This window comes from Acidovorax sp. GW823-FHT05D11 (genome assembly GCF_058795695.1).
The window spans coordinates 5494313-5513964 of sequence record NZ_CM179502.1; the positions used below are offsets into that span (position 1 = coordinate 5494313).

Annotated in this window: 19 protein-coding genes; 7 read left to right on the forward strand and 12 right to left on the reverse strand. The window is 68.4% G+C overall.

All coding sequences use genetic code 11. From position 1 onward, the window contains the following. The first annotated feature begins 24 nt into the window (after window positions 1-24). The gene (gcvA, locus tag AC3RCE_RS25320) at window positions 25-927 is read left to right on the forward strand and encodes a transcriptional regulator GcvA (RefSeq protein WP_369640877.1); all 903 of its coding nucleotides are present in this window, start codon (window positions 25-27) and stop codon (window positions 925-927) included. Here gcvA and AC3RCE_RS25325 read toward each other — a convergent pair. The 3 genes from AC3RCE_RS25325 to AC3RCE_RS25335 all read right to left on the reverse strand — a co-directional run bounded on the left by AC3RCE_RS25325 (window position 900) and on the right by AC3RCE_RS25335 (window position 3201). After that, window positions 900-1403: a GNAT family N-acetyltransferase gene (locus AC3RCE_RS25325; protein WP_218339394.1), complete on the reverse strand. Its 504-nt coding sequence runs from the start codon at window positions 1401-1403 to the stop codon at window positions 900-902. The genes gcvA and AC3RCE_RS25325 overlap by 28 nt on opposite strands. Before the next feature lie 48 nt (window positions 1404-1451). After that, window positions 1452-2156, reverse strand: a complete 705-nt coding sequence (locus AC3RCE_RS25330) for a riboflavin synthase subunit alpha (RefSeq protein WP_218297073.1) — start codon at window positions 2154-2156, stop codon at window positions 1452-1454. Between the two features lie 88 nt (window positions 2157-2244). After that, entirely contained in the window at window positions 2245-3201 is a 957-nt protein-coding gene (locus AC3RCE_RS25335; RefSeq protein ID WP_218297072.1) for a LysR family transcriptional regulator, read from the reverse strand. A 139-nt stretch (window positions 3202-3340) separates the two neighbouring features. Between AC3RCE_RS25335 and AC3RCE_RS25340 the strand changes: the two genes are divergently transcribed. After that, window positions 3341-4291 carry a Bug family tripartite tricarboxylate transporter substrate binding protein gene (locus AC3RCE_RS25340; RefSeq protein WP_492255439.1) on the forward strand — a complete coding sequence of 317 codons (951 nt, stop codon included), beginning with the start codon at window positions 3341-3343 and terminating at the stop codon, window positions 4289-4291. Between the two features lie 81 nt (window positions 4292-4372). Then, window positions 4373-6004, forward strand: a complete 1632-nt coding sequence (gene ggt / locus AC3RCE_RS25345) for a gamma-glutamyltransferase (RefSeq protein ID WP_369640879.1) — start codon at window positions 4373-4375, stop codon at window positions 6002-6004. Window positions 6005-6209: 205 nt separating this feature from the next. On the opposite strand, the gene AC3RCE_RS25350 is transcribed toward ggt, so the two are convergent. After that, a complete protein-coding gene (locus AC3RCE_RS25350) occupies window positions 6210-7565 on the reverse strand; it encodes an esterase-like activity of phytase family protein (RefSeq protein ID WP_492254215.1) in 1356 nt (451 codons plus the stop codon). 187 nt (window positions 7566-7752) lie between these two features. Here AC3RCE_RS25350 and AC3RCE_RS25355 point away from each other — a divergent pair, with 187 nt between their 5' ends. After that, entirely contained in the window at window positions 7753-8352 is a 600-nt protein-coding gene (locus tag AC3RCE_RS25355; protein ID WP_218339391.1) for a helix-turn-helix domain-containing protein, read from the forward strand. 34 nt (window positions 8353-8386) lie between these two features. Further along, entirely contained in the window at window positions 8387-8938 is a 552-nt protein-coding gene (locus AC3RCE_RS25360) for a GNAT family N-acetyltransferase (RefSeq protein ID WP_492254216.1), read from the forward strand. Window positions 8939-8999: 61 nt separating this feature from the next. On the opposite strand, the gene AC3RCE_RS25365 is transcribed toward AC3RCE_RS25360, so the two are convergent. From AC3RCE_RS25365 to AC3RCE_RS25390, 6 genes are all read right to left on the reverse strand, one after another. Continuing rightward, the gene (locus AC3RCE_RS25365) at window positions 9000-9497 is read right to left on the reverse strand and encodes a L,D-transpeptidase (protein WP_218297067.1); all 498 of its coding nucleotides are present in this window, start codon (window positions 9495-9497) and stop codon (window positions 9000-9002) included. 5 nt (window positions 9498-9502) lie between these two features. Continuing rightward, the gene (locus AC3RCE_RS25370; protein ID WP_492254217.1) at window positions 9503-11209 is read right to left on the reverse strand and encodes an NAD(P)-binding protein; all 1707 of its coding nucleotides are present in this window, start codon (window positions 11207-11209) and stop codon (window positions 9503-9505) included. A 195-nt stretch (window positions 11210-11404) separates the two neighbouring features. Continuing rightward, window positions 11405-12925, reverse strand: coding sequence for a polyamine aminopropyltransferase (locus tag AC3RCE_RS25375; protein WP_492255440.1), 1521 nt, complete (start codon window positions 12923-12925; stop codon window positions 11405-11407). A gap of 91 nt (window positions 12926-13016) precedes the next feature. Beyond that, entirely contained in the window at window positions 13017-13238 is a 222-nt protein-coding gene (locus AC3RCE_RS25380; protein WP_370627755.1) for a DUF350 domain-containing protein, read from the reverse strand. Between the two features lie 96 nt (window positions 13239-13334). Beyond that, window positions 13335-14846, reverse strand: a complete 1512-nt coding sequence (locus AC3RCE_RS25385) for a DUF4178 domain-containing protein (RefSeq protein ID WP_369640883.1) — start codon at window positions 14844-14846, stop codon at window positions 13335-13337. A 104-nt stretch (window positions 14847-14950) separates the two neighbouring features. Next, window positions 14951-16006, reverse strand: coding sequence for an SPFH domain-containing protein (locus AC3RCE_RS25390; RefSeq protein WP_218297064.1), 1056 nt, complete (start codon window positions 16004-16006; stop codon window positions 14951-14953). A gap of 265 nt (window positions 16007-16271) precedes the next feature. On the opposite strand from AC3RCE_RS25390, the gene AC3RCE_RS25395 reads away from it, so the two are divergent. Then, the gene (locus AC3RCE_RS25395) at window positions 16272-16541 is read left to right on the forward strand and encodes a DUF2061 domain-containing protein (protein ID WP_218339387.1); all 270 of its coding nucleotides are present in this window, start codon (window positions 16272-16274) and stop codon (window positions 16539-16541) included. 200 nt (window positions 16542-16741) lie between these two features. Here AC3RCE_RS25395 and AC3RCE_RS25400 read toward each other — a convergent pair whose 3' ends face one another. Both AC3RCE_RS25400 and AC3RCE_RS25405 read right to left on the reverse strand, forming a co-directional pair. Then, complete coding sequence (locus tag AC3RCE_RS25400) at window positions 16742-17047, reverse strand: flagellar basal body protein (protein ID WP_218297062.1); 306 nt, start codon at window positions 17045-17047, stop codon at window positions 16742-16744. Window positions 17048-17125: 78 nt separating this feature from the next. Further along, window positions 17126-18028, reverse strand: a complete 903-nt coding sequence (locus tag AC3RCE_RS25405) for a LysR family transcriptional regulator (protein WP_218297210.1) — start codon at window positions 18026-18028, stop codon at window positions 17126-17128. Between the two features lie 209 nt (window positions 18029-18237). On the opposite strand from AC3RCE_RS25405, the gene aptA reads away from it, so the two are divergent. Continuing rightward, window positions 18238-19602, forward strand: coding sequence for an omega-aminotransferase AptA (aptA, locus tag AC3RCE_RS25410; RefSeq protein ID WP_218297061.1), 1365 nt, complete (start codon window positions 18238-18240; stop codon window positions 19600-19602). The last annotated feature ends 50 nt before the right edge of the window (window positions 19603-19652 follow it).

Consider the following 19652-nt stretch of genomic DNA (forward strand, 5'->3'; position numbering starts at 1 on the left):
GTTTAGCCACGCTATACAAGCACCATGCGCCTGCCGCCCCTGATCGCCGTCCGCTTCTTCGAGGCCACGGCCCGCCACGCCAGCGTGCGGCGCGCGGCCGAGGAGCTGCATGTCACGCCCGGCGCCGTCTCGCAGCAGGTGCGCAAGCTCGAGGAGTTCCTCGGCTGCGCGCTGTTCGAGCGCCAGCCGCGCGGCCTGGCGCTCACGGCGGCCGGGCGCGACTACCAGGTGGCCTGTGCCGAGGGCCTGGCCCTGATCGGGCATGCCACCTCGCGCATCGCGTCGACGAACCGGCGGCACGTGGTGCTGGTGAGCTGCACGCCGGGCTTCGCCGTGCAGTGGCTGGTGCCGCGCCTGCATGGCTTCCTGCAGCAGCATCCGGACATGGACGTGCACGTGGGCACGACCAACCGCGCGGTGGACCTCGCGGCCGAAGGCGTGCACTTTGCCGTGCGCCATGGGCAGGGTGCATACACCGGCCTGCGCTCCGAGGTGCTGGTGGCCGACGACCTGGTGCCCGTGTGCAGCCCGCGCCTGCTCGCGCCGCGCCGATCGGCGCGCGTGGCCGACATCACCAGCGCCCGGCTGCTGCACGACGAGCACCGTGGCGACTGGCGCCTGTGGTGCGAGGCGCACGGCGTGGCGGGCGTGGATTGCGACGGCGGCGTGGTGTTCGCGCATTCCAACGCGGCCATCGAGGCCGCCGTGGCCGGGCGGGGGTTTGCGCTGGCAAGGCGTGCGCTCGTGCAGCAGGAGCTGGACGCGCGCGAGCTGGTCTGCGTGCACTGCAAGCCCCTTCCGGCGCCGCTGGCCTACCACCTGGTGTACCGGCCCGAAGCCCTGATCGACCCCGCGCTGCGCCGCTTTCGCGACTGGGTCATGGCGCAGGGGAGCGCCGGTCAGGGAGCGAGTGCACGTACCATGTAGACCGCGCCGTCTCCATAGCTCGCCAGCCGTTCGCGCTGCGCCGCATCGGCCAGGGGTTGCACGGCATAGCCTTGCCGCTCCCAGTACGCCTGCGAGCCCTGCACCGACACCAGCGCCGTGTGCCGCAGGCCCTGGCCCCGCGCCCCTTCCCACATCGGCTGCAGCAGCGCACGGGCCAGGCCCTGGCCCGCGCAGCCGGGCAGCACGGCCATGTCGTGCAGGTAGAGCGTATCGGGCTGCGGCACGGCCTCGAAGCCGCCATGCAGTGGCGTCACCTTGCCCATCACCGACCGGTAGGCCGCCAGATAGGCGCACACCACGCCCGCGCGCTCCAGCACCAGCGAGCAGTTGGCCGGGCTGGCCAGGCGGGCCGCGAAGACCTCGCCGCTCTCCACGAAGCCCGCGCCATAGCAGGCCAGCTGCACCGCGAGCAGGCCGGGCAGGTCGGCGACGGCCAGGGGGCGCACCCTCGTCATCGGATCATCGGAAGGGGCCACCACGCCAGGGGCCCGGACGTGTTCCATTCAATGCGGCAACACCGGCGGCTGCACGAAGTCGTCGAGCGACAGGCCCTTTTCCCTGAGCAGGGCTTCCAGCACCGGCTGCAGCCGGCCCAGGCTTTCCTGCACGGCCTCGCGCACAGTGTCCACCACCACCTGGGTGCTGCGCTCGATCTCGATGTTGAGCGGGTCGCCCACCTTCTTGTGTTCAAACACCGTCGCACGGCGCGTTTCGGGAATCATCCAGATCTCGAACCAGCCCTCCTGCCGGTTCACCTCGGCCACCGTGAGGCTCGCGCCGTGGATGGCGATGTAGCCCTTGGCAAAGATGTAGCGGCGAAACGCCTCGGGCACGGCCACGCGCCACACCAGGTTGTTGTCGAACTCGCGGCGCTCGATGAGCGTGCCGGTGAAGTCCACATGGCCCGACAGCGGGTGGCCGCCGATCTCGGCGCCGTCCTTGGCCGCGCGTTCCACGTTCACGCGGTCGCCCTGCTGGTAGCCGCCCAGCGTGGTGATGTTCAGGCTCTGCAGCATCACGTCGAAGCTGGCCTGCGTGGGCGAGAGGATTTCCGTCACCGTGAGGCACACGCCGTCGGTGGACACGCTGGCGCCGATGGCGAGGTCCTGGCAGAAGCCTTCCGGGAAGTCGAGCGTGAAGGTGCGCAGGCCTGCGCGATCGTGGATGGCGGCAATGCCTGCCGTGGCTTGGACGATGCCTGTGAACATGGCGCGGTTTCCGGGTAGGTGGCAGAGGGGAGGGCCTTCAATTTTGCCACCCGGCCCCGCGCGCCGGGGCGGCGCGGTCCCGCCGCGCCTACGGGCTGTGCGCCAGCGGGGGCGCACGCCGCGCGTGGCCCACCAGGCAGCCGACAAAGTCCATGAGCGTGGCCGAGACACGCTCGCGGTGCCAGACCACGGTGATGGGCCCGAAGCGGATGCTGGAGTCGATGGCGATCTTCCTGAACAGCCCCAGCGACGCCATGTAGTCGGCCATGGATTCCGAACACACGCCCACATAGTCGCCCTTGTGCAACAGCGCCTGCATCATGGCCAGCGACGCCGTCTCGGCCTTCGGCACCAGCCATGAGGCCTCCTGCGCGATCAGGTAGGCATCCATCTGGATGCGCGTCAGCGTGCCGCTGGGCGGCATGACCCAGTTTTCGTGCAGCACGTCCGCGAAGCCCAGCCCCGCGCTGCGCGACCAGTACTTGCTGCCGTGCCCGATGACGACGGCCACCTGGTCGTCAAACAGGACCTGGTGGTCCAGCCCCGGCCGGTGGGCCCGCGCATCGAGCACGCCGATCACGGCATCGAGCGCGCCCGTCTCCAGCCCCTTGAGCAGATGGTCGAACGGCCCGTCGTGGATCGACACGGCCACATCGGCATGGTCCTGCTGAAAGGCGCTCACGGCCTCGGGCAGGCCGCCGGCGATACCCGCCCAGACACTGCCCACGTTCAGGCGCGGCACGCGTCCCTCGGCCATGGCGTGCATCTCCCGGCCCGTGCGGGCAATGTCGCCCAGCACGTTGATGGCCAGCCGCTTGAGCAGGTGCCCGGCGGGCGTGAGCTGCACCTTGCGCCCACGCACCACGAGCGCCGAGCCCACCACGCCCTCCATCTCGGCCAGCCAGTGCGACATGGCCGACTGCGTCATGTGCAGCCGCGCCGCCGCCAGCGTGAGCGTGCCCGCCTCGTCCAGCACCAGGAACGACTCCAGGTGCCGGACCTTGATGCGCCGCGCCCAGGACGTGCCTTCCGAACGATCAATCATGAACAAATCCTCATGGCCCCATTCTGCCTTTTCACTAGGCAATCAGCAGTATTCGTCATGACAATGTGCTCATCTTTTCTGTAACTTCCCCGTCGAGGTCACCGTGTTCAACACAATCAACAACGTCTCCAGGCTACTGATGGGCGTCGCTGCCGCAGCCGTCACGGCCACCGCCGCGCATGCGCAAGGCGCCTACCCAAACCGTCCCGTGCGCCTGGTGGTCTCGCAGGCGGCGGGCGGCAGCTCCGACACGATCGCGCGCCTGTGGGCAGAACATGCCGGCAAGGCCCTGGGCGGCACCATCGTGGTGGAAAACAAGCCCGGCGCAGGGGGGCTCATTGCCGCACAGAACGCGCTGAGCGCCCCCACCGACGGCTACACCCTGCTGTACGGCAGCGTGTCGCTCATGGTGCTCAACCAGTTCACCTACAAACCCCTGCCCTACAACCCCGAGAAGGATTTCACGGGCGTGGCCATGCTGACCACCGTGCCGATCGTGCTGTCGGCCAATCCCGCCACGGGCATCAAGACGCTGAAAGACCTGACGGAGAAGGCCAAGGCGGCCCCCGGCAAGCTCAACTTCGCGTCCGCCGGACTGGGCAATTCCACCCACCTCGCCGTGGAACTGGTGAATGAAGCGCTGGGCATTTCGATGACCCACATCCCCTACAAGGGCGAAGCCGACGGCGTCATGGCCACCATGGGCGGGCAGACCGAACTGATGGGCGTGGTGTATGGCACAGCGTTGCCGCACATCAAGGCCAAGAAACTCAATGCGCTGGCCGTGCTGTCCCCCCAGCGCGCACCCGAGCTGCCCGATGTGCCCACCCTGGGCGAGCTGGGCGTGAAGGGTTTTGACTCCCTGGGATGGAGCGCCGTGGTGGCGCGCGCCGGCACGCCGGCCGACATCGTGGACAAGCTCAACAAGGCCACGGAAAGCTTCCACAAGAGCCCCGAAGTGCAGGCCAAGCTCAAGACCATGGGCGTGATCGCCGTGTCCGGGCCTGCGTCGCTGGTCATGGAAACCACGGTGCGCGACGCCAAGGCCTGGGGCCCCACGCTCGAAAAGCTGAACCTCAGCGCCAAGTAAGCCCGCGCCCCGCAAGCCCCTCTCTCTCAATCCACCCCGTGCCGTGTCACTGATGCCGCACGGGGTTCGCCCTTGAATGCTATGAAAAAAGAAGCCATGGTGGTCTGCCCGCAGCCCGAGGCCGCCGAATCCGGTATCGACATCCTGCGCGCCGGCGGCAATGCCGTGGATGCGGCGGTCGCCTGCGCCCTGGCCCAGACGGTGGTCGATCCGCTGATGTGCGGCATTGCGGGCTTTGGCACGGCCGCGGTGTACCTACCCGGCGCCCGGGTGCATGAGTATTTCGACTTCCACTCGCCCGCGCCGCTGGCAGCCCGGGAGAACATGTGGGAGCACCTGCTCGAAGGCGAGACCAAGGACGGCTTCGGCTTCATCTTGACAGGCCGCGTCAACGACATCGGCCCCCAGTCGATTGGCACACCCGCCACGCTCAAGGGCCTGGAAGCCATGCACCAGGCGCACGGCCGCCTGCCGTGGAAGCAGGTGGTGGAGCCCGCGATCCGCTGGGCCTCGGACGGTTTCTTTGTGCGCCCCGGCATGCACGCCTTCTGGATCGACGAGCCCGCCATGGGCCGCGTCGGCAACCTGGAGCGGCTGCAGTACTGCGAGGACAGCCGCAACCTGTACTGCCGCCCCGATGGCCGCCCCAAGCCCATCGGCACGCCGCTGCGGAACGTTGGCATGGCCAGCGTGCTGCGCCAGATCGCCGAAGAGGGCTCGCAGCCGTTCTACCGGGGCGATCTGGCCCAGAAGATGATCGCGCACCTGCAGTCGCTGGGCGCGTTGATCACGCTCGAGGACCTGGCCCGGTACGAGGTCACGCGCAACCCGCCGCTGGTGGGCAGCTACCGCGACCGCACCGTCACCACCAACCAGCCTCCCGGCGGCGGCGCCATGCTGCTGGAGATGCTCAACATCCTGGAGCACTTCGAGCTGCGCGGCATGGAGCACAACAGCCCCGAATACATCCGGCTGGTGTGCGAGGCGATGAAGAAGGCGACGGCCGACAAGGACCGCTGCATCGGCGATCCGAAATTCTTCGACGTGCCGCTCGACAAGCTCCTGTCCAAGGACATGGCCCGCGAGGCGGCCGAACAGATCCGCGCGGGCCAGCGCTTCAGCGTGGAGCGCGTGAACCCCGGCGCGCCCGTGCCACGCGACACCACGCACCTGAGCGTGGTCGATGCGGACGGCAACGCCGTGTCGATGACGCACTCGCTGGCCATGCCCTCGGGCATCATCACGCCGGGCATGGGCTTCCTGTACAACGGCTGCATGGGTGTGTTCGACCCGCGCCCGGGCCGTGCGGGCAGCATCCAGCCGGGCAAGAGCCGCTTCACGTCGTCCTGCCCCACCATGACGTTCAAGGACGGCGGGCTGGACATCGTGCTGGGCGCACCGGGTGGAACGCAGATCGCCATGGGCGTGCTGCAGGTGCTGCTCAACGTGATCGACCACGGCATGGAGATGCAGGCCGCCGTGTCGGCGCCGCGGTTTTCGTCCACCAGCAACGCCATCGACGTGTGCAACCGCATCCCGCGCCACACCACGCGCGCGCTCGAAGCCCAGGGCTACGCGGTCGGCCGCAACCCCTACAACTACACCATTGGCTGGGTGCACGGCGTGCAGGTGCAGCCCGACGGCCTGCACGGCGGCGCCGACCCCGGGCGCGATGGCGTGGCGTACAAGCTGCGCATGGACGCGGCGCACTGAGCGCCAGCGGGCGGGCAGGCGGGCCCGCGGCGAAGCCGCGTCACTCGCTCCTCTTTGGATAGCTGGTGGCGATTCATCGATCAGCGCACCCGCCTCTCCGGCCCCTGATCGGCCGCTCAACGTAACGCAGCGCAGGGCGGGGTGCGCGGGCCGGGGCGCCAAGGCATCATCAGCCCGCTCCCGGCATGCGCCGACCGGCTTGCCCCTACCTGGCCCGCAGCAGTTCGCCCACTTCCAGCAGCACCAGCTCGTTGTCATCGGCCTTGTTCGGCTCGCGGCTGCTGCTGAAGGGCAGGTTGTTGTCGTTGCCCACGACGATGTGTGTGCCGTCCACCACGTCCACGTTCTCGATGGTGAAGAACGGGAAGGTGAGCACGCCGTTGTTCAGCGGCTTCCGAGCCAGGCGCTGCGGGTCCTGGATATTCATCAGGTCGATGTAGCCCACTTTGCGGATCTCGCCGCCCACGTTGGCGTCGCTCATCTCGACCTTGTAGACGCGCTTGAACTTGGCCAGGTCGTGGAAGCAGTCGGTGCGCTTGTGGCCTTCCGGGCAGGCCTTGTCGGCTGTGCCTTCGCCGTTGTCGCGTTCGATGATCAAACCCGTGGTGTTGTCGATCATGTTGAAGTCGCCGATCGCGTGGTGGTTGGCCTCCAGCACGTACTTCCAGTGGCGGCCCGTCCACTGCTCGGACTTCACATCGAACTCCAGCACCCGCAGGTACTGCCTGCCGCCCACGTTCTCATACGCCTTGGCCTCCTCGTTCCACAGCGCGCCTTCCAGCAGCGCATAGAGCTTGCTGCCGTCCCTGGACGCGGCCATGCCTTCGTAGCCCTTGGAACGCTTGACCTCGAACGGCGTGGGCTTGGCGTCCGGCGCGCCGGGCATCAGCACGCCGGGGGCGTCGGGCGAGCGCACCACCTTGCCGTCCACCTTGGTCTCGAACACACCCAGCACCTTGCCGTTCAGGTCGGCCTTGATGAGGGAGGGACCGAACTCGTCGCCGATCCACAGCGCGCCGCCCGCGAACTGGAAGCTCTCGGGGTCGAAGTCGGCACCGGTCAGGTAGCGCTGTTCCGTGCCTTCGTGCGTGATGCGAAACGGCACCTTCTTGTCCGGGTCGTGCAGGAACACGGTCTTGATCCGGTTGAACTGGCCGCTCTTGAAGTCCACGGCGTAGTGGTTGAGGTAGAGCATGAAATCCGGCGAATTGGCCTTGGCGCCCGCGCCGTTGTCGGTGAGGATCCAGAACGAGCCGTCGGCCATGCGCTTGATGCCCGAATGGCCCTGGATGGGCTGGCCCCTGAAGGGCACGGACACGCCGGTGTCGCGCCCGCCCGACTGGCCCATCACGGTGCCCACGGCCTCCACGCGGCGCGGGGTGGTGAACTTGCCGCTGGCCTGCAGGTCCTGCGGGGCGTCCTTGGGCGCGGCGATCAGCGTGAAGGCCGGCAGCACGGCGTGGCCCGCCAGCGTGGCGGGGTAGGCCTGCTGGGCGTGGGAAGGAACCAGGGCAGCGCAGGCCAAGGTGGCGCCAGCAGCAATGCGTGAGAGGTGAAACATGCGTCGACTTTGAAGAAACAAAAGGCGGACGATGCCGGGGCGGTGTGACAGGGAAGTGACGGAGGGCACACGCGCGTTCTTTTCTACGCACCGGAAAACCTGGACACCCCCCTTGCCGTGCGGGCGGGTGGTCCGACGCGGCCAAAAATCCAATATGATGGACAAAATCCCATTTGATGGAAATCCAATGCCCCTCTCCGCCGAGGACATCAGCGCCAGGATTGGCCGCCGCATCCATGGGCTGCGTGCGTCGCGCAACGACAGCCTCGACAGCCTGGCCGCCCGTTCCGGCGTGAGCCGCTCGATGATCTCCGTGATCGAACGGGGCCAGACCAACCCGACGGCGGTGGTGCTCGACCGCCTGGCATCGGCGCTGGGCGTGTCGCTGGGCGAACTGTTCGGCGAGGCGCCGCCCACCCCGGCGCGGGCCGCTCCGCTGGTGCGGCATGGCGACCAGGTGGAGTGGGTGGACCCGCAGTCCGGCTATGTGAGAAAGCAGGTGTCGCCCCCCGCGTGGCCCTCGCCGCTGCAGCTGGCGGAGGTGCGGTTTCCCGCCGGCGCGCGCGTGGCCTACGAGGGCGGCCGGCTGGACGGCTCGCTGCACCAGCAGGTGTGGGTGCTCAAAGGCCGCATGGAGATCTCGCAGGGAGACACGCTCCATGTGCTGCGCAAGGGCGACTGCCTGGCCGTGCGGCTCACGGAGCCCCTGGTCTTTTCCAATCCCGCCGACCAGGAGGCCCACTACCTGGTCGCCCTCTGCGATGTGGCCGCCCACGGCCACCGCTGACCGGATTCCCGCCACTTTGTCCATCTCCGCCACCATGAACTCCACCACCACGCCCTCTCCCGACGTCCATTTCATCGACTGCACCGAGCCAGCGCATGCCAGCGCCATTCTGGACATCCTCAACGATGCCATCGTGACCTCGACGGCGCTGTATGACTATGTGCCCCGCCCGCCGTCGGCCATGGCCAGCTGGTTCGCCGCCAAGCGGGCCGGCGGATTCCCGGTGCTGGGGGCCGCCGATGCCCAGGGCAGGCTGCTGGGCTTTGCCTCGTGGGGCACGTTCCGCGCGTTTCCGGCCTACAAGTACACGGTCGAGCACAGTGTCTATGTCCACAAGGACTGCCGGGGCCGCGGGCTGGGCGCCTGGCTGATGCGGGCCTTGATCGAGCGGGCGAAGGCCGCCGACATCCACGCCATCGTGGGGTGCATCGACGCGGCGAACGCAGGCAGCATCCGGCTGCACCAGCAGCTGGGGTTCGTGCACACGGGCACGATGCCCCAGGTGGGTTTCAAGTTTGGGCGGTGGCTGGATGCGGCGTTCTACCAGCTCACGCTGGACACCCCCCGCACCCCCATCGACGGCTGACACCGCGGAGGGCGCCGCCCCTGGCAAGGGTGGGGCCTGGTGTCATGGCGCCCGTCCCCTGTCAGGAGGCGGCGCCCTCCTCGATGCGCACCAGCGTGCCGACGGCGACCCGGTCGAACAAGTCCATCACGTCGGCATTGGCCATGCGCACGCAGCCGTGCGAGGCGGGCACCCCGAGGGGCGAGCCCTCCGGGCAGCCATGGATGTAGATGAAGCGGCGCAGCGTGTCCACCGCGCCGCCCCGGTTCACGCCGGGTTCGCAGCCGGCCAGCCAGAGGATGCGGCACAGGATCCAGTCGCGCCCCGGGTGCCGTGCCGCCAGCGCGGGCGAATAGATCTCGCCGGTGGCCCGCCGCCCGACGAACACCGTGCCCGGCGCGCAGCCCGCGCCCACCTTGGCGCGCACGCGGTGCTGGCCGCGCGGGGTGCAGCCGCTGCCCTTGCGTTCGCCCACGCCGTTCAGGGCGGTCGATACCGGGTAGCTGCGCTCGATGGCCCCGGCCACCACCAGGTGCAATCGCTGCTGCGCCACGTGGATGTGCAGTTCAGGCCCGGCCATCGGGGTCAGCCCGCCGCCACCAGCCCCGCGCCGTGCCCGCGCGTGAAGGCCTCTTCGAACACCGAGTAGCCCGACCAGTCGCTGTGCGCGAACGCCAGCCGCGCCGTGGCGGGGGTGGGAATCCAGGGCGTTTGCTCGCCATTTGATAGCTGCCTGCGCTTTCCTGGCAAGCGCTGGAGGCCAATCTGACTTAAAAATCCGAGCATCCCGGGCGTGGGGATGGCCATGGCGTGGCCGTAGCGCGTGATGTCCACGCGCGTGGCACGCTGGCGCAGGTCGGGGTGGGGCACCGCCAGTGCGGCCAGGATCGGATCGGCCCAGTGCTGCCAGGGCTGGGTGGCGAGTTGCTGGCGGCCGTCGGGAGCATCGCCCAGCGCCTGGTAGTAGGTCAGCACCGTGGGCCCCGCGAGCACGGCACGCGCGTCCAGGCGCTGGTGTCCGGCGTTCACGTAGCCCAGGCCGCCCGCCGTGGGGTCGGCGTACAGAACGTTGTCCCAGGCGGGGGCGGCGCCGGGCCTGTCGGTCAGGGCACTGTCGATGTGGATGTTGGCCACGAGCCAGGGCGCCCAGCCCAGGCGCCTTGCGGCGCCGGTGAGGAACGCGGGCGGGTTTTGCACCACGCGCGCCGCCATGAACATCGGCAGCGCCACGATGCAGCGCGGCGCCTGCCAGCGCTCCACGCTGTCGGTGGCGTGGTTGAAGGCATCCACCTCCACGCCGTGGCGGTTCTCGGTGATGCGCAATACGCTGGTGGCGGCGCGCAGCTGGCCGCCACCTTGGGCACTGTTCTGCAGCGGGGCCGCCAGGCGCTGGGTGATCCAGCCATTGCCCTGCGGCCAGGTGAGCACGCTTTCGCGTGACTCGTCCGCGGCCTCGGCCGGGGCGTGAAAACCATGGCGGCTCGCAAAGTAGTGGATGCCCGCCCATGCCGACACGCGCGCGGTGCCCGCGCCGTAGTCGTCGCGGCAGCAGTAGTCGAGGTACCAGCGCAGGTGCGGATCGTCCAGCTCCTGCTGCTGCAGCCAGGCGTCGAAGGTCACCGCGTCCAGCGCCTGGTGCGCGGGTGCCAGGGGCTTTCTGGCGTCCAGCGACTTGAGCACCGGCATGGTGAAGCGCGCGGCCTTGGACTGCTGCGCCACGGCCTGCGCGAAGCGGCGGTACTGGGCCAGGGTTGCATCGTCCACGCCCTGCACCGGCAGCAGGCCTTCCTGCCATGCGCCCTCGAAGAACAGGCGCTCCTGCGGGCTGTGGCACAGGTGGCGCTCGTCGTAGCGCCAGCGGCCGGCCACGCGCTGGCGCAAGCCCAGCTCTTCCAGCAGATCCTGCACTTCGGGCGCATCGTCGCCGGGCACCGGCAGGTAGTGCGCGCCCAGCGGGCAGGCAATGCCCTGCACGGCCCCGCCCCGGCTGTTGCCGCCCGCGCTGTCCTCCAGCTCCAGCAGCGCGAAGTCCGCGATGCCCGCCAGCCGCAGCGACCGCGCCGCCGCCAGCCCCGCCACGCCGCCGCCCGCGATGATGACCTGCGCGCGCCGCACCACGGCCGGCGCGGGCCAGGAGCCGGTCTTGAGCCAGTCGCGCAGCTGGTGGCCGCGCGCCATGTCGATGCCGGTGAAGCCACCTTCCAAGACGCGAGGGGCCTTGTCGCAACCCGGCAGGAGCACCGCGGCGGCAGTCGAGGCGGCGGCGGTGGCTAGGAAATGGCGACGTTGCATGGCGTCAGTGTCTCCGGGTGTACGCAACGCCTGCGCGGCTTGCGACCGGCGCGGCCCAGACCAGCGGCCCCCGCGCAAGGGCCGCAAAGCCGCATTGGCGGCGCTTCGCTGGCGTGCGCTGGGGGCGTCCCCCTGCCCGCTGCGCGCAGCGCTGCGAGAGCGGGGGGAAGACGCGAAGCGGCTCAGGGGGGCTTCTCAATGTTTTCCCCACTCGCGCTCGTACGTGTGCACCAGCGCCTGGTTGGACAGCCGGTTCACCTCGGCGGGCACCCGCGCCATGTCGCGCGGAAAATCGAACAGCAGGGGCAGCGAGTCGGTGCCCAGAAACCGCAGGCCATCGGGCAAGGCCCCGGGCAGGCGCCAGGGCCTGCGGCTGGCGATGATGAAGCCCCATTCGCCAAAACTGGGCACATGGGCGTGGTACGGCGCGGCCTGCAGGCCCACGGACTCGATGGTCTGCACCACGGTCCAGAAGCTCTGGCGCGCCACCAGCGGCGACGTGGTCTGCACCACCGCGTAGCCGCTGGCCGCCAGGCGCTTGTCCAGCAGCGCATAGAAGCTGTTGGTGTAGAGCTTGCCGATGGAAAAATTGGTGGGGTCGGGAAAGTCCACCACGATGACATCAAACGTGTCCGATCCCTCCTGCAGCCAGCCAAAGGCATCGGTGTTGACGATCTTCACCTTGGGGTTCTGCAAGGCGTTGCCGTTCAGGCGCGCGAGCGTGGGGTTCTCGCTGAAGATCTTTGTCATGGCCGGGTCCAGTTCGACCAGCGTCACGGACTCGACCGACGGGTACTTGAGGATCTCGCGCACCGCCATGCCGTCGCCACCGCCCAGCACCGCCACGCGTTTGGGCGCACCGTGTGCCGACAGGGCGGGGTGCACCAGGGCCTCGTGGTAGCGGTACTCGTCGGACTGCGCGAACTGCAGGTTGCCGTTGAGGTACAGCCGGTGCCCCACACGCCCGTGCGTGACCACGATGCGCTGGTAGGGCGATGCGGTGCTGAACACGATGCGGTCCTGGTAGAACTTGTCCTCGGCCACGCTGGTGATGTACTCGGCCCCCGCCAGGGCGGCCAGCAAAATGCCCAGCACCATCACGCAGGCCACCAGGTGCGCCTTCAGGCGCCGCAATTCATGCCGGAACAGCCACACCGCCCACAGCGCCACGGCCGCGTTCATCAGGCCGAAGAGCAGCCCCGTGCGGATGAGCCCCAGGTGCGGCACCAGCAGCAGCGGGAACGCCAGCGACACCGCCAGCGCGCCCAGGTAGTCGAACGTGAGCACCTGCGAGACCAGGTCCTTGAGCGCCACGTTGCGCTTGAGGATGCGCATGACCAGGGGGATCTCCAGCCCCACCAGCGTGCCCACCATGAGCACCATGCCGTACAGCAGAAAGCGGAACGCGCCCGGCGTGTAGGCGTTGGCCAGGAACAGGGTGGCCGGCAACGCCCCGCCAACCAGCGCCACCAGCAGCTCGATGCGCAGGAAGTGCGCGGGCAGCTGCCGCTCGAAGTAGCGCGACAGCCACGAACCCACGCCCATGGCGAACAGGTAGGTGCCGATGATGGTGGAGAACTGCAGCACCGAGTCGCCCAGCACATAGGACGCGAGCGCGCCCGCGGCCAGCTCGTACAGCAGGCCGCAGGCGGCCACGACGAAGACGCTGGTGAGCAGGGCGATCTCGATGGGGCGGGGGCCGGAGCGGGCGCCCATGGCCTCGGGCGGGGAGGCGGGGGAATTCAGGTCGGAGTGCAAGGCGGTCACCGGCGCGGCCCCGGGGGGGCGCCGCTTCAGGCAAGGTGCGTCAGTGGATCGCCGCCGCCACGATGATGCTGATGCCCAGGCACATCGCCGCCACCACCAGGCCCAGCGCCTGGTTCTGCTTCTCGACGATTTCGCGCCACAGGTCATACGGCGTGATCTTGTCGACGATGACGAAGCACAGCCAGAAGATGACCACGCCAATCAGCGCATACAGGATGGACCCGAGGAACGCCGCGGGCCTGAGCCATTCGATTCCCATCATGATGTGATCTCCTTGAACGAAAAGGTTGCCGCCAGACAGGCTGGCGGGAAAGGTTGCAAAACTGCCGGCGCCCCCCGGGCTTGCGGCAACCCGGGGCTACTTGTGGCTGCCGCCGGACGAATACCCGCCATACGAGCCGCCCGAGCTGCGGTAGCTGGACGACGAGCAGTTCTCCACCCGCGGGTCGCAGCGGCTGCAGCGGCTGAGCAGCAACAGCAGGATGAGGATGACAATGGCGATGAGGATGACGGTGCCGCAGCCCAGCCCGGACTTGGCCACGAAGGGCCCCGGGTCGTCGCGCTGCAGCACGTCTTTCTTGTCGTCGAGCTTGAAGGCCTTGGCCACCGTGTCGCTGGCGAGCTTGTCGCCGGCCGACCAGGTGATCTCATTGGGGCTTTGCTCCATCGAGAGCAGGCCTTTGGCGCTGGCGAAGTCGCGGTTGGTGGTTTTCTGCCCGCGCGTGACCTGCCAGTAGAACTCGCCCAGCACATAGGTGGTTTCGGCCTCGTAGGTGTACTTGAGGTCGTACTTGGTGCCCATGTAGGTGGCCGAGCGCCCCGTGGCCGCCATCTGCGGCGCGCCCGTGGTGGGGCGCACCATGCTCCAGCCTTCTTCGGAATCGACCAGGAAGGCAAAACCGCGCTTCTGGTTGTAGAGCAGGTATTCGCTCCAGCCGAAATGCTCGTCGTCGCCGGGCTCCACGCCCATGCGGTGCTGAAAGCCCACCACCTGCCAGTGCACGCCCTGCAGCTGGCCCTTGCTGCCCAGCGGAATGAGGGGCTGCACGGGCTCGTCCTGCTCGGCCGAGCGCAGCTCGCCGCCCACACCGCTGTCCAGGCTGATGATGCTGGCGCACGAGCCGCAGGTGACGCTCTTGGAGGTGGACAGCTGCACCTGCACGGGCGCGCCGCAGTGCGGGCAGTTGAACTGGCGGCCTTTTTCGTCCTTGGCCGATTCGTCCTTGAGGCCGGTGAGCTGCAGGTCTTCCAGCAGCACGGCCTTGCCGCGCTCGACGTTGGGCGGCGTGTGGCCGTAGTCGATGCTGACCACTTCGCCGTCGGCGCTGCGCAGCTCGACCATGCCGAACGGATGGCCAAGCGGCGGCAGCTTGGGCAGCTCGCCCTGGGCCGAGATGAGCGATGCCTGGCCCGTGTAGGCCACGCTGTAAGGCTTGCCGTTGATGGCGGTGGTGCTGCCGATGCGAAAGCGCGCGGCCTCGGGCATCTCGCGGCCCGGGTCGATGGGGCGGGTGAAGACGTAGGCGCCGTTGTCCTCGCCCAGCGTGGCCAGGGTGCCGTCCTGCAAAAAGGCGGCCCATTCGGTCCAGGTGCCCGCGTCGCCCTTGTACTGCAGGCGGCCGATGAGGGTGAAGGGCACATCCTTGCCATCGAGCTGGATGCGCCCGCTGGCCATGAGCTGCAGCGGGCTGTGGTCGTCGAACAGCTCGGCCATCTTGCCCAGGCGCTGCAGCACGTCGCCATTGCGCACCACGGTGCTCTGGCAGTAGCCGCAGACGGCGTGCGTGGACTGCGCGCTGCGGAATTCAACCGGCGCGCCGCAGCCCGGGCAGGGCGCGCGGTAGTAACGCTGTGTGGGGTCGGTGGCCATCGGGGGGCTGCTGCCTGCGCCGCGCTACGCGGCTTTGGGGCCTTTTTGGCCTCTGGCGCTGATCCCTCCAGCGCAAGCAGCTATATTTATGATAGCAACCGGAATCAGACCAGCTTCTTGAGCAGTTCGGCCTTCTTGGCGTCGAACTCTTCCTGGGTCAGGATGCCCTTGGACTTGAGCTCGCCCAGCTTCTCCAGCGTGGCCATCACGTCCTCGGGCTTGACGCCCACTGCGGCAGCAGCAGCCGCCGCAGGCGCTGCCTGCGCGGCCGCACCGCCGCCTTGCAGGCCCTGCTGCAGGTTCTGCGCCAGCACCTGGCCCAGCGCCACGCCCGCGCCCAGGCCCATGGCGTCGCCCGCGATGCCGCCACCGCCATTGCCCGCGCCTTCGGCGAACTTGGGGATGGCCTGCGCCGTCTGGTACTGCATGAACTTGCCCATGTCGTTGCCGACCATGCCCATGCCGATCTTCTGGTCGAGGATCTTTTGCAGCTCCTCGGGCAGCGAGACGTTCTGCACCGTGAGGTTCTCGATCAGGAGGCCCAGCTTGGCGAAGACGGGCGCGAGCTCCTTGGTCAGCGCATCGGCGAACATGACCTGGTTGGCCGCCAGGTCCAGGAACGGCAGGCCGCTGCCCGCGATGGCGTTGCTGATGTTCTGCAGCACCAGGCCGCGCAGCTGGCCTTCGAGGTCGGCCACGGGGTAGGACTCGCGCGTGCCGGAGATCTCGGTGTGGAACAGCTTGGGGTCGGCGATGCGGAACGCGTAGTTGCCGAACGCGCGCAGGCGCACGGCGCCGAAGTCCTTGTCGCGGATCGTGATGGGCTGGGGCGTGCCCCACTTCTGGTCGATCTGCTGGCGCGTGCTGAAGAAGTAGACGTCGCTCTTGAAGGGGGACTCGAAGAGCTTGTCCCAATTCTTGAGGTAGGTGAGCACCGGCAGCGTCTGCGTGGTGAGCTTGTAGGTGCCGGGCGCGAACACGTCGGCCACCTGGCCCTCGTTCACGAACACCGCCATCTGCGACTCGCGCACCACCAGCGTGCCGCCGTTCTGGATTTCCATGCCCGCCATCGGGAAACGCCAGGCCAGGGTGCCGTCCCCCTCTTCAGTCCACTGGATGATGTCAATGAACTGTTTCTTGATGAAGTCCATGAGGGCCATGTGTGCTCCCGGCGGTTGTAAGAGGGGGTTGAAAAGAGCGGCCATCATAGCAACGGCACCGGTGCCGGCCGGCGCTTTTTTCAGCCCGCCGGCGTGAATGGCTTCCCACCCGGGCGCGGCCCCGCCGCACCACCCGTCCGGCGCGGGCGTTTGATAGCGCCTATGTTTGTATTAGCCTGTACCAATTGGCTTTTGCTATTGAGAATGACTACCATTCCTTCATCCCTGCCGCCACGGCGGGGCTTGCAGATACCCGGAGTCCTCCATGTCCCACATCCGCCGCGCCGCCCGCCAGAACAAGACCATGCTGCTGAAGACGGGCAGCTACTACCTGATCCACATTGGCGTGGCCGCCCTGGTGGCCTACGCCGTGACCGGCAACCTGTGGGCCTCGCTCACCCTGAGCCTGCTCGAGCCCACGGTGCAGGCGGTGGCCTTCTTCTTCCATGAGAAGGCCTGGGACCGCGCCGCCCGGCGCCGCGCGCGCGATGCCGCCCTGGCCCACACGCCCAGCGCGGCGCTGCAGGCCGGCTGACCCCCGTCATCCCAAGGAGCCACCATGTACACAATCCCCCTGCGCAGCCGCACCGCCACGGGCCTGGCTTTTCAGCGCTGGCTGGTCCAGCGCCTGGCCGGGCTGGCCCCCGCCGGCCCCGGCTAGGCACCGGAAGGAAACAGGAAAAGAAAAAGCCCCGGCTGGCGGGGCTTTGTCGGGGGCGTGGACCGCGATGGCCGTCAGGCCTTCACGTCCAGCAGCGAGCCCATCATCTCATCCTGTGTCTTGAGGGTCTGCAGGTTGGCCTTGAACGCATAGGTGGCCGACATCTGCTCGACGGCCTCCTTCTCCAGCGCCACCCCTTGCGCCTCCTGCTCGCGCTGCACCGTGGCACGCACCCCCGCGCTGTCGGCGGCCTCTTCCTGCGCCACCACCTCGCGGCGGTAGCCCGGGGTGTTCATGTTGGCCACGTTGTTGGCCGACGCGTCCAGCCGCAACTGGGCGGCCTGCAGGCCGGAGCTGCCGATCGAAGAAATGCTTGCCATCACGTACCCCGCGCACAGCGCCCAGTCAAGGAACAGGGATTGTCCGCCCGCGCCGCTGCGCAGGCAAGGAAGGCGCCATCAACCATGCGCCTGCAGCAGGCATTGCGCGAAGGCCTGGGCCGCGCGCGGGGGCTGCGGCGACTTGCGCAGCACGCTCACGAACTGGCAGCGGTAGTGGAACCGCCCGGGCAATACCGCCTGCATGAGCCCCTGGCGCTCGAAGCCCTCGGCATAGTGGTCCGGCAGGAAACCCAGGTAGCGGCCCGAGAGGATGAGCGTGGCGATCGACTCCTGGTCGAAGCCCGTGGCCTTGCGCGGCAGGCGCGTGCTGTGGCTCAGCTCCATGTTGGGCGAGTGGTAGCCCAGCCCCGCGAACTGGTAGGCGCGCAGCGATTCCCAGGTCAGCGCGGCATGGTCGGTGCCGTGCAGGGGGTGGCGCGCGCCGCAGTACAGCAGCATGGTTTCGGCGAACAGGTCGGCATAGACCAGGCTTTGCGATGTGCGGTGCGCCGGGATGATGCCCACGTGGAAGCTGCCGTCGATCAGCCCGCGCTCGATGGCCGGGATCGAGGCCACGTGCATCTGCAGGCTCACTTCGGGCGCCTGGCTGGCGAACAGCGCGATCGCATCGCCAATGTGGGCGGCCGGGTTGCTGGCGGTCTTGTCGAACACCGCCACCTCCAGCCTGCCGCCCATGCGGCGGTGGATGTCATCGATGCTGCTGCGAAACGCGTCCACCGCGGACAGCAGCCGCAGGGTTTCGTCGTATACGCGCTGCCCCTCGGCAGTGAGCGCGAAACCGGCCCGCCCGCGCCGGCACAGGGTGAGGCCCAGGCGGGTCTCCAGGTCCTTCATGTGGCGGCTCACGGTGCTGGTGCCGATGTTCAGTTCCAGCTCGGCGGCCGACATGCCCCCGCACTCCGCCACGCTCTTGAACACCTGCAGCAGGCGCAGGTCCATGTCGCTGAGCTGCCCCAGCACGGCGCGGTGCCGGGCCGCGCTGGCGGGCGGGGCAGCTGCTGGGGTGGCGGTGGCGTGCGGGGTGGCGGGAATTACTTGCATAAACCGTCAAGTAAACATTGATATTGGACTATTTTAGAGATTAACCGCCAGCGCAACAATGCCACGCACCCGCCCTGCATGGACGGGCCTGCCCCTGCTTTTGCCGCCGTCTTGCACTGGAGAATCCCATGAGCTTCGTCAACATCGAAAAAACCGCCGCTGGCGCCGAAGGCCCCCGCATGGACGCCGAATGGCTGGAGGCGCACTGGATGCCCTTCACCGGCAACCGCAACTTCAAGGCCAAGCCGCGCATGATCGTGAGCGGCCAGGGCGCCTACTACACCGACGCCGAGGGCCGCAAGATCTTCGACGGCCTGTCGGGCCTGTGGTGCTCGGGCCTGGGCCATGGCCGCAAGGAAGTGGCCGAAGCCATCGGCAAGGCCGCCGCGACGCTGGACTACTCCCCGGCCTTCCAGTTCGGCCACCCGGCTTCCTTCGAGCTGGCCAACCGCCTCAAGGCGCTGACCCCCGCCGGGCTCGACTATGTGTTCTTCACCGGCTCGGGCTCCGAGTCGGCCGACACCTCGCTCAAGATGGCCCGCGCCTACTGGCGCGCCAAGGGGCAGGCCAGCAAGACGCGCCTGATCGGCCGCGAGAAGGGCTACCACGGCGTGAACTACGGCGGCATCTCCGTGGGCGGCATCGTGGGCAACCGCAAGACCTTCGGCCAGGGCATCGAGGCCGACCACATTCCCCACACCCAGCCACCGGCCGGCACCTTCCAGAAAGGCATGGCCGAGGACGGCGGCCGCGCGCTGGCCGACAAGCTGCTGGACGTGATCGCGCTGCACGATGCATCGAACATCGCCGCCGTGATCGTCGAGCCCTTCTCGGGCTCGGCCGGCGTGGTGATCCCGCCCAAGGGCTACCTGGAGCGCATCCGCGAGATCTGCACGCAGAACAACATCCTGCTGATCTTTGACGAGGTGATCACCGGCTTCGGCCGCTGCGGCGCCTGGACGGGGGCCGAGGCCTTCGGCGTGACGCCCGACATCCTGAACTTCGCCAAGCAGGTGACCAACGGCGCGCAGCCGCTGGGCGGCGTGATCGCCACTAAGGAGATCTACGACACCTTCATCAGCCAGGGCGGCCCCGAGTACATGCTGGAGTTCCCGCACGGCTATACCTACTCGGCCCACCCCGTGGCCTGCGCGGCGGGCAACGCGGTGCTGGACATCCTGCAAAAGGAAGACATGCCCGGCCGCGTCCAGGCGCTGGCACCGTATTTCGAGCAGGCCGTGCATGGCCTCAAGGGCACCAAGCACGTGGCGGACATCCGCAACTACGGCCTGGCCGCGGGCATCACCATCGCCGCGCTGCCGGGCGAGCCCGCCCGCCGGCCCTACGAGATCGCCATGAAGTGCTGGGACAAGGGCTTTTACGTGCGCTACGGCGGCGACACCATCCAGCTGGCCCCGCCCTTCATCAGCACCGAGGCTGAAATCGACCGCATGGTGAACGCCCTGGGCGACGCCCTGGCGGAAACCGCCTGACACGCGGCACGCTTTTTGCTCCTTAATTAATAGCTTCCAGCGCTTGTTAC

Bases quoted from the DNA above. Each gene is read 5' to 3' on its own strand.
- gcvA (WP_369640877.1), top strand. From the start codon at position 25: ATGCGCCTGCCGCCCCTGATCGCCGTCCGCTTCTTCGAGGCCACGGCC.
- AC3RCE_RS25325 (WP_218339394.1), bottom strand. From the start codon at position 1,403: ATGACGAGGGTGCGCCCCCTGGCCGTCGCCGACCTGCCCGGCCTGCTC.
- AC3RCE_RS25330 (WP_218297073.1), bottom strand. From the start codon at position 2,156: ATGTTCACAGGCATCGTCCAAGCCACGGCAGGCATTGCCGCCATCCAC.
- AC3RCE_RS25335 (WP_218297072.1), bottom strand. From the start codon at position 3,201: ATGATTGATCGTTCGGAAGGCACGTCCTGGGCGCGGCGCATCAAGGTC.
- AC3RCE_RS25340 (WP_492255439.1), top strand. From the start codon at position 3,341: ATGGGCGTCGCTGCCGCAGCCGTCACGGCCACCGCCGCGCATGCGCAA.
- ggt (WP_369640879.1), top strand. From the start codon at position 4,373: ATGAAAAAAGAAGCCATGGTGGTCTGCCCGCAGCCCGAGGCCGCCGAA.
- AC3RCE_RS25350 (WP_492254215.1), bottom strand. From the start codon at position 7,565: ATGTTTCACCTCTCACGCATTGCTGCTGGCGCCACCTTGGCCTGCGCT.
- AC3RCE_RS25355 (WP_218339391.1), top strand. From the start codon at position 7,753: ATGCCCCTCTCCGCCGAGGACATCAGCGCCAGGATTGGCCGCCGCATC.
- AC3RCE_RS25360 (WP_492254216.1), top strand. From the start codon at position 8,387: ATGAACTCCACCACCACGCCCTCTCCCGACGTCCATTTCATCGACTGC.
- AC3RCE_RS25365 (WP_218297067.1), bottom strand. From the start codon at position 9,497: ATGGCCGGGCCTGAACTGCACATCCACGTGGCGCAGCAGCGATTGCAC.
- AC3RCE_RS25370 (WP_492254217.1), bottom strand. From the start codon at position 11,209: ATGCAACGTCGCCATTTCCTAGCCACCGCCGCCGCCTCGACTGCCGCC.
- AC3RCE_RS25375 (WP_492255440.1), bottom strand. From the start codon at position 12,925: ATGGGCGCCCGCTCCGGCCCCCGCCCCATCGAGATCGCCCTGCTCACC.
- AC3RCE_RS25380 (WP_370627755.1), bottom strand. From the start codon at position 13,238: ATGATGGGAATCGAATGGCTCAGGCCCGCGGCGTTCCTCGGGTCCATC.
- AC3RCE_RS25385 (WP_369640883.1), bottom strand. From the start codon at position 14,846: ATGGCCACCGACCCCACACAGCGTTACTACCGCGCGCCCTGCCCGGGC.
- AC3RCE_RS25390 (WP_218297064.1), bottom strand. From the start codon at position 16,006: ATGGCCCTCATGGACTTCATCAAGAAACAGTTCATTGACATCATCCAG.
- AC3RCE_RS25395 (WP_218339387.1), top strand. From the start codon at position 16,272: ATGTCCCACATCCGCCGCGCCGCCCGCCAGAACAAGACCATGCTGCTG.
- AC3RCE_RS25400 (WP_218297062.1), bottom strand. From the start codon at position 17,047: ATGGCAAGCATTTCTTCGATCGGCAGCTCCGGCCTGCAGGCCGCCCAG.
- aptA (WP_218297061.1), top strand. From the start codon at position 18,238: ATGAGCTTCGTCAACATCGAAAAAACCGCCGCTGGCGCCGAAGGCCCC.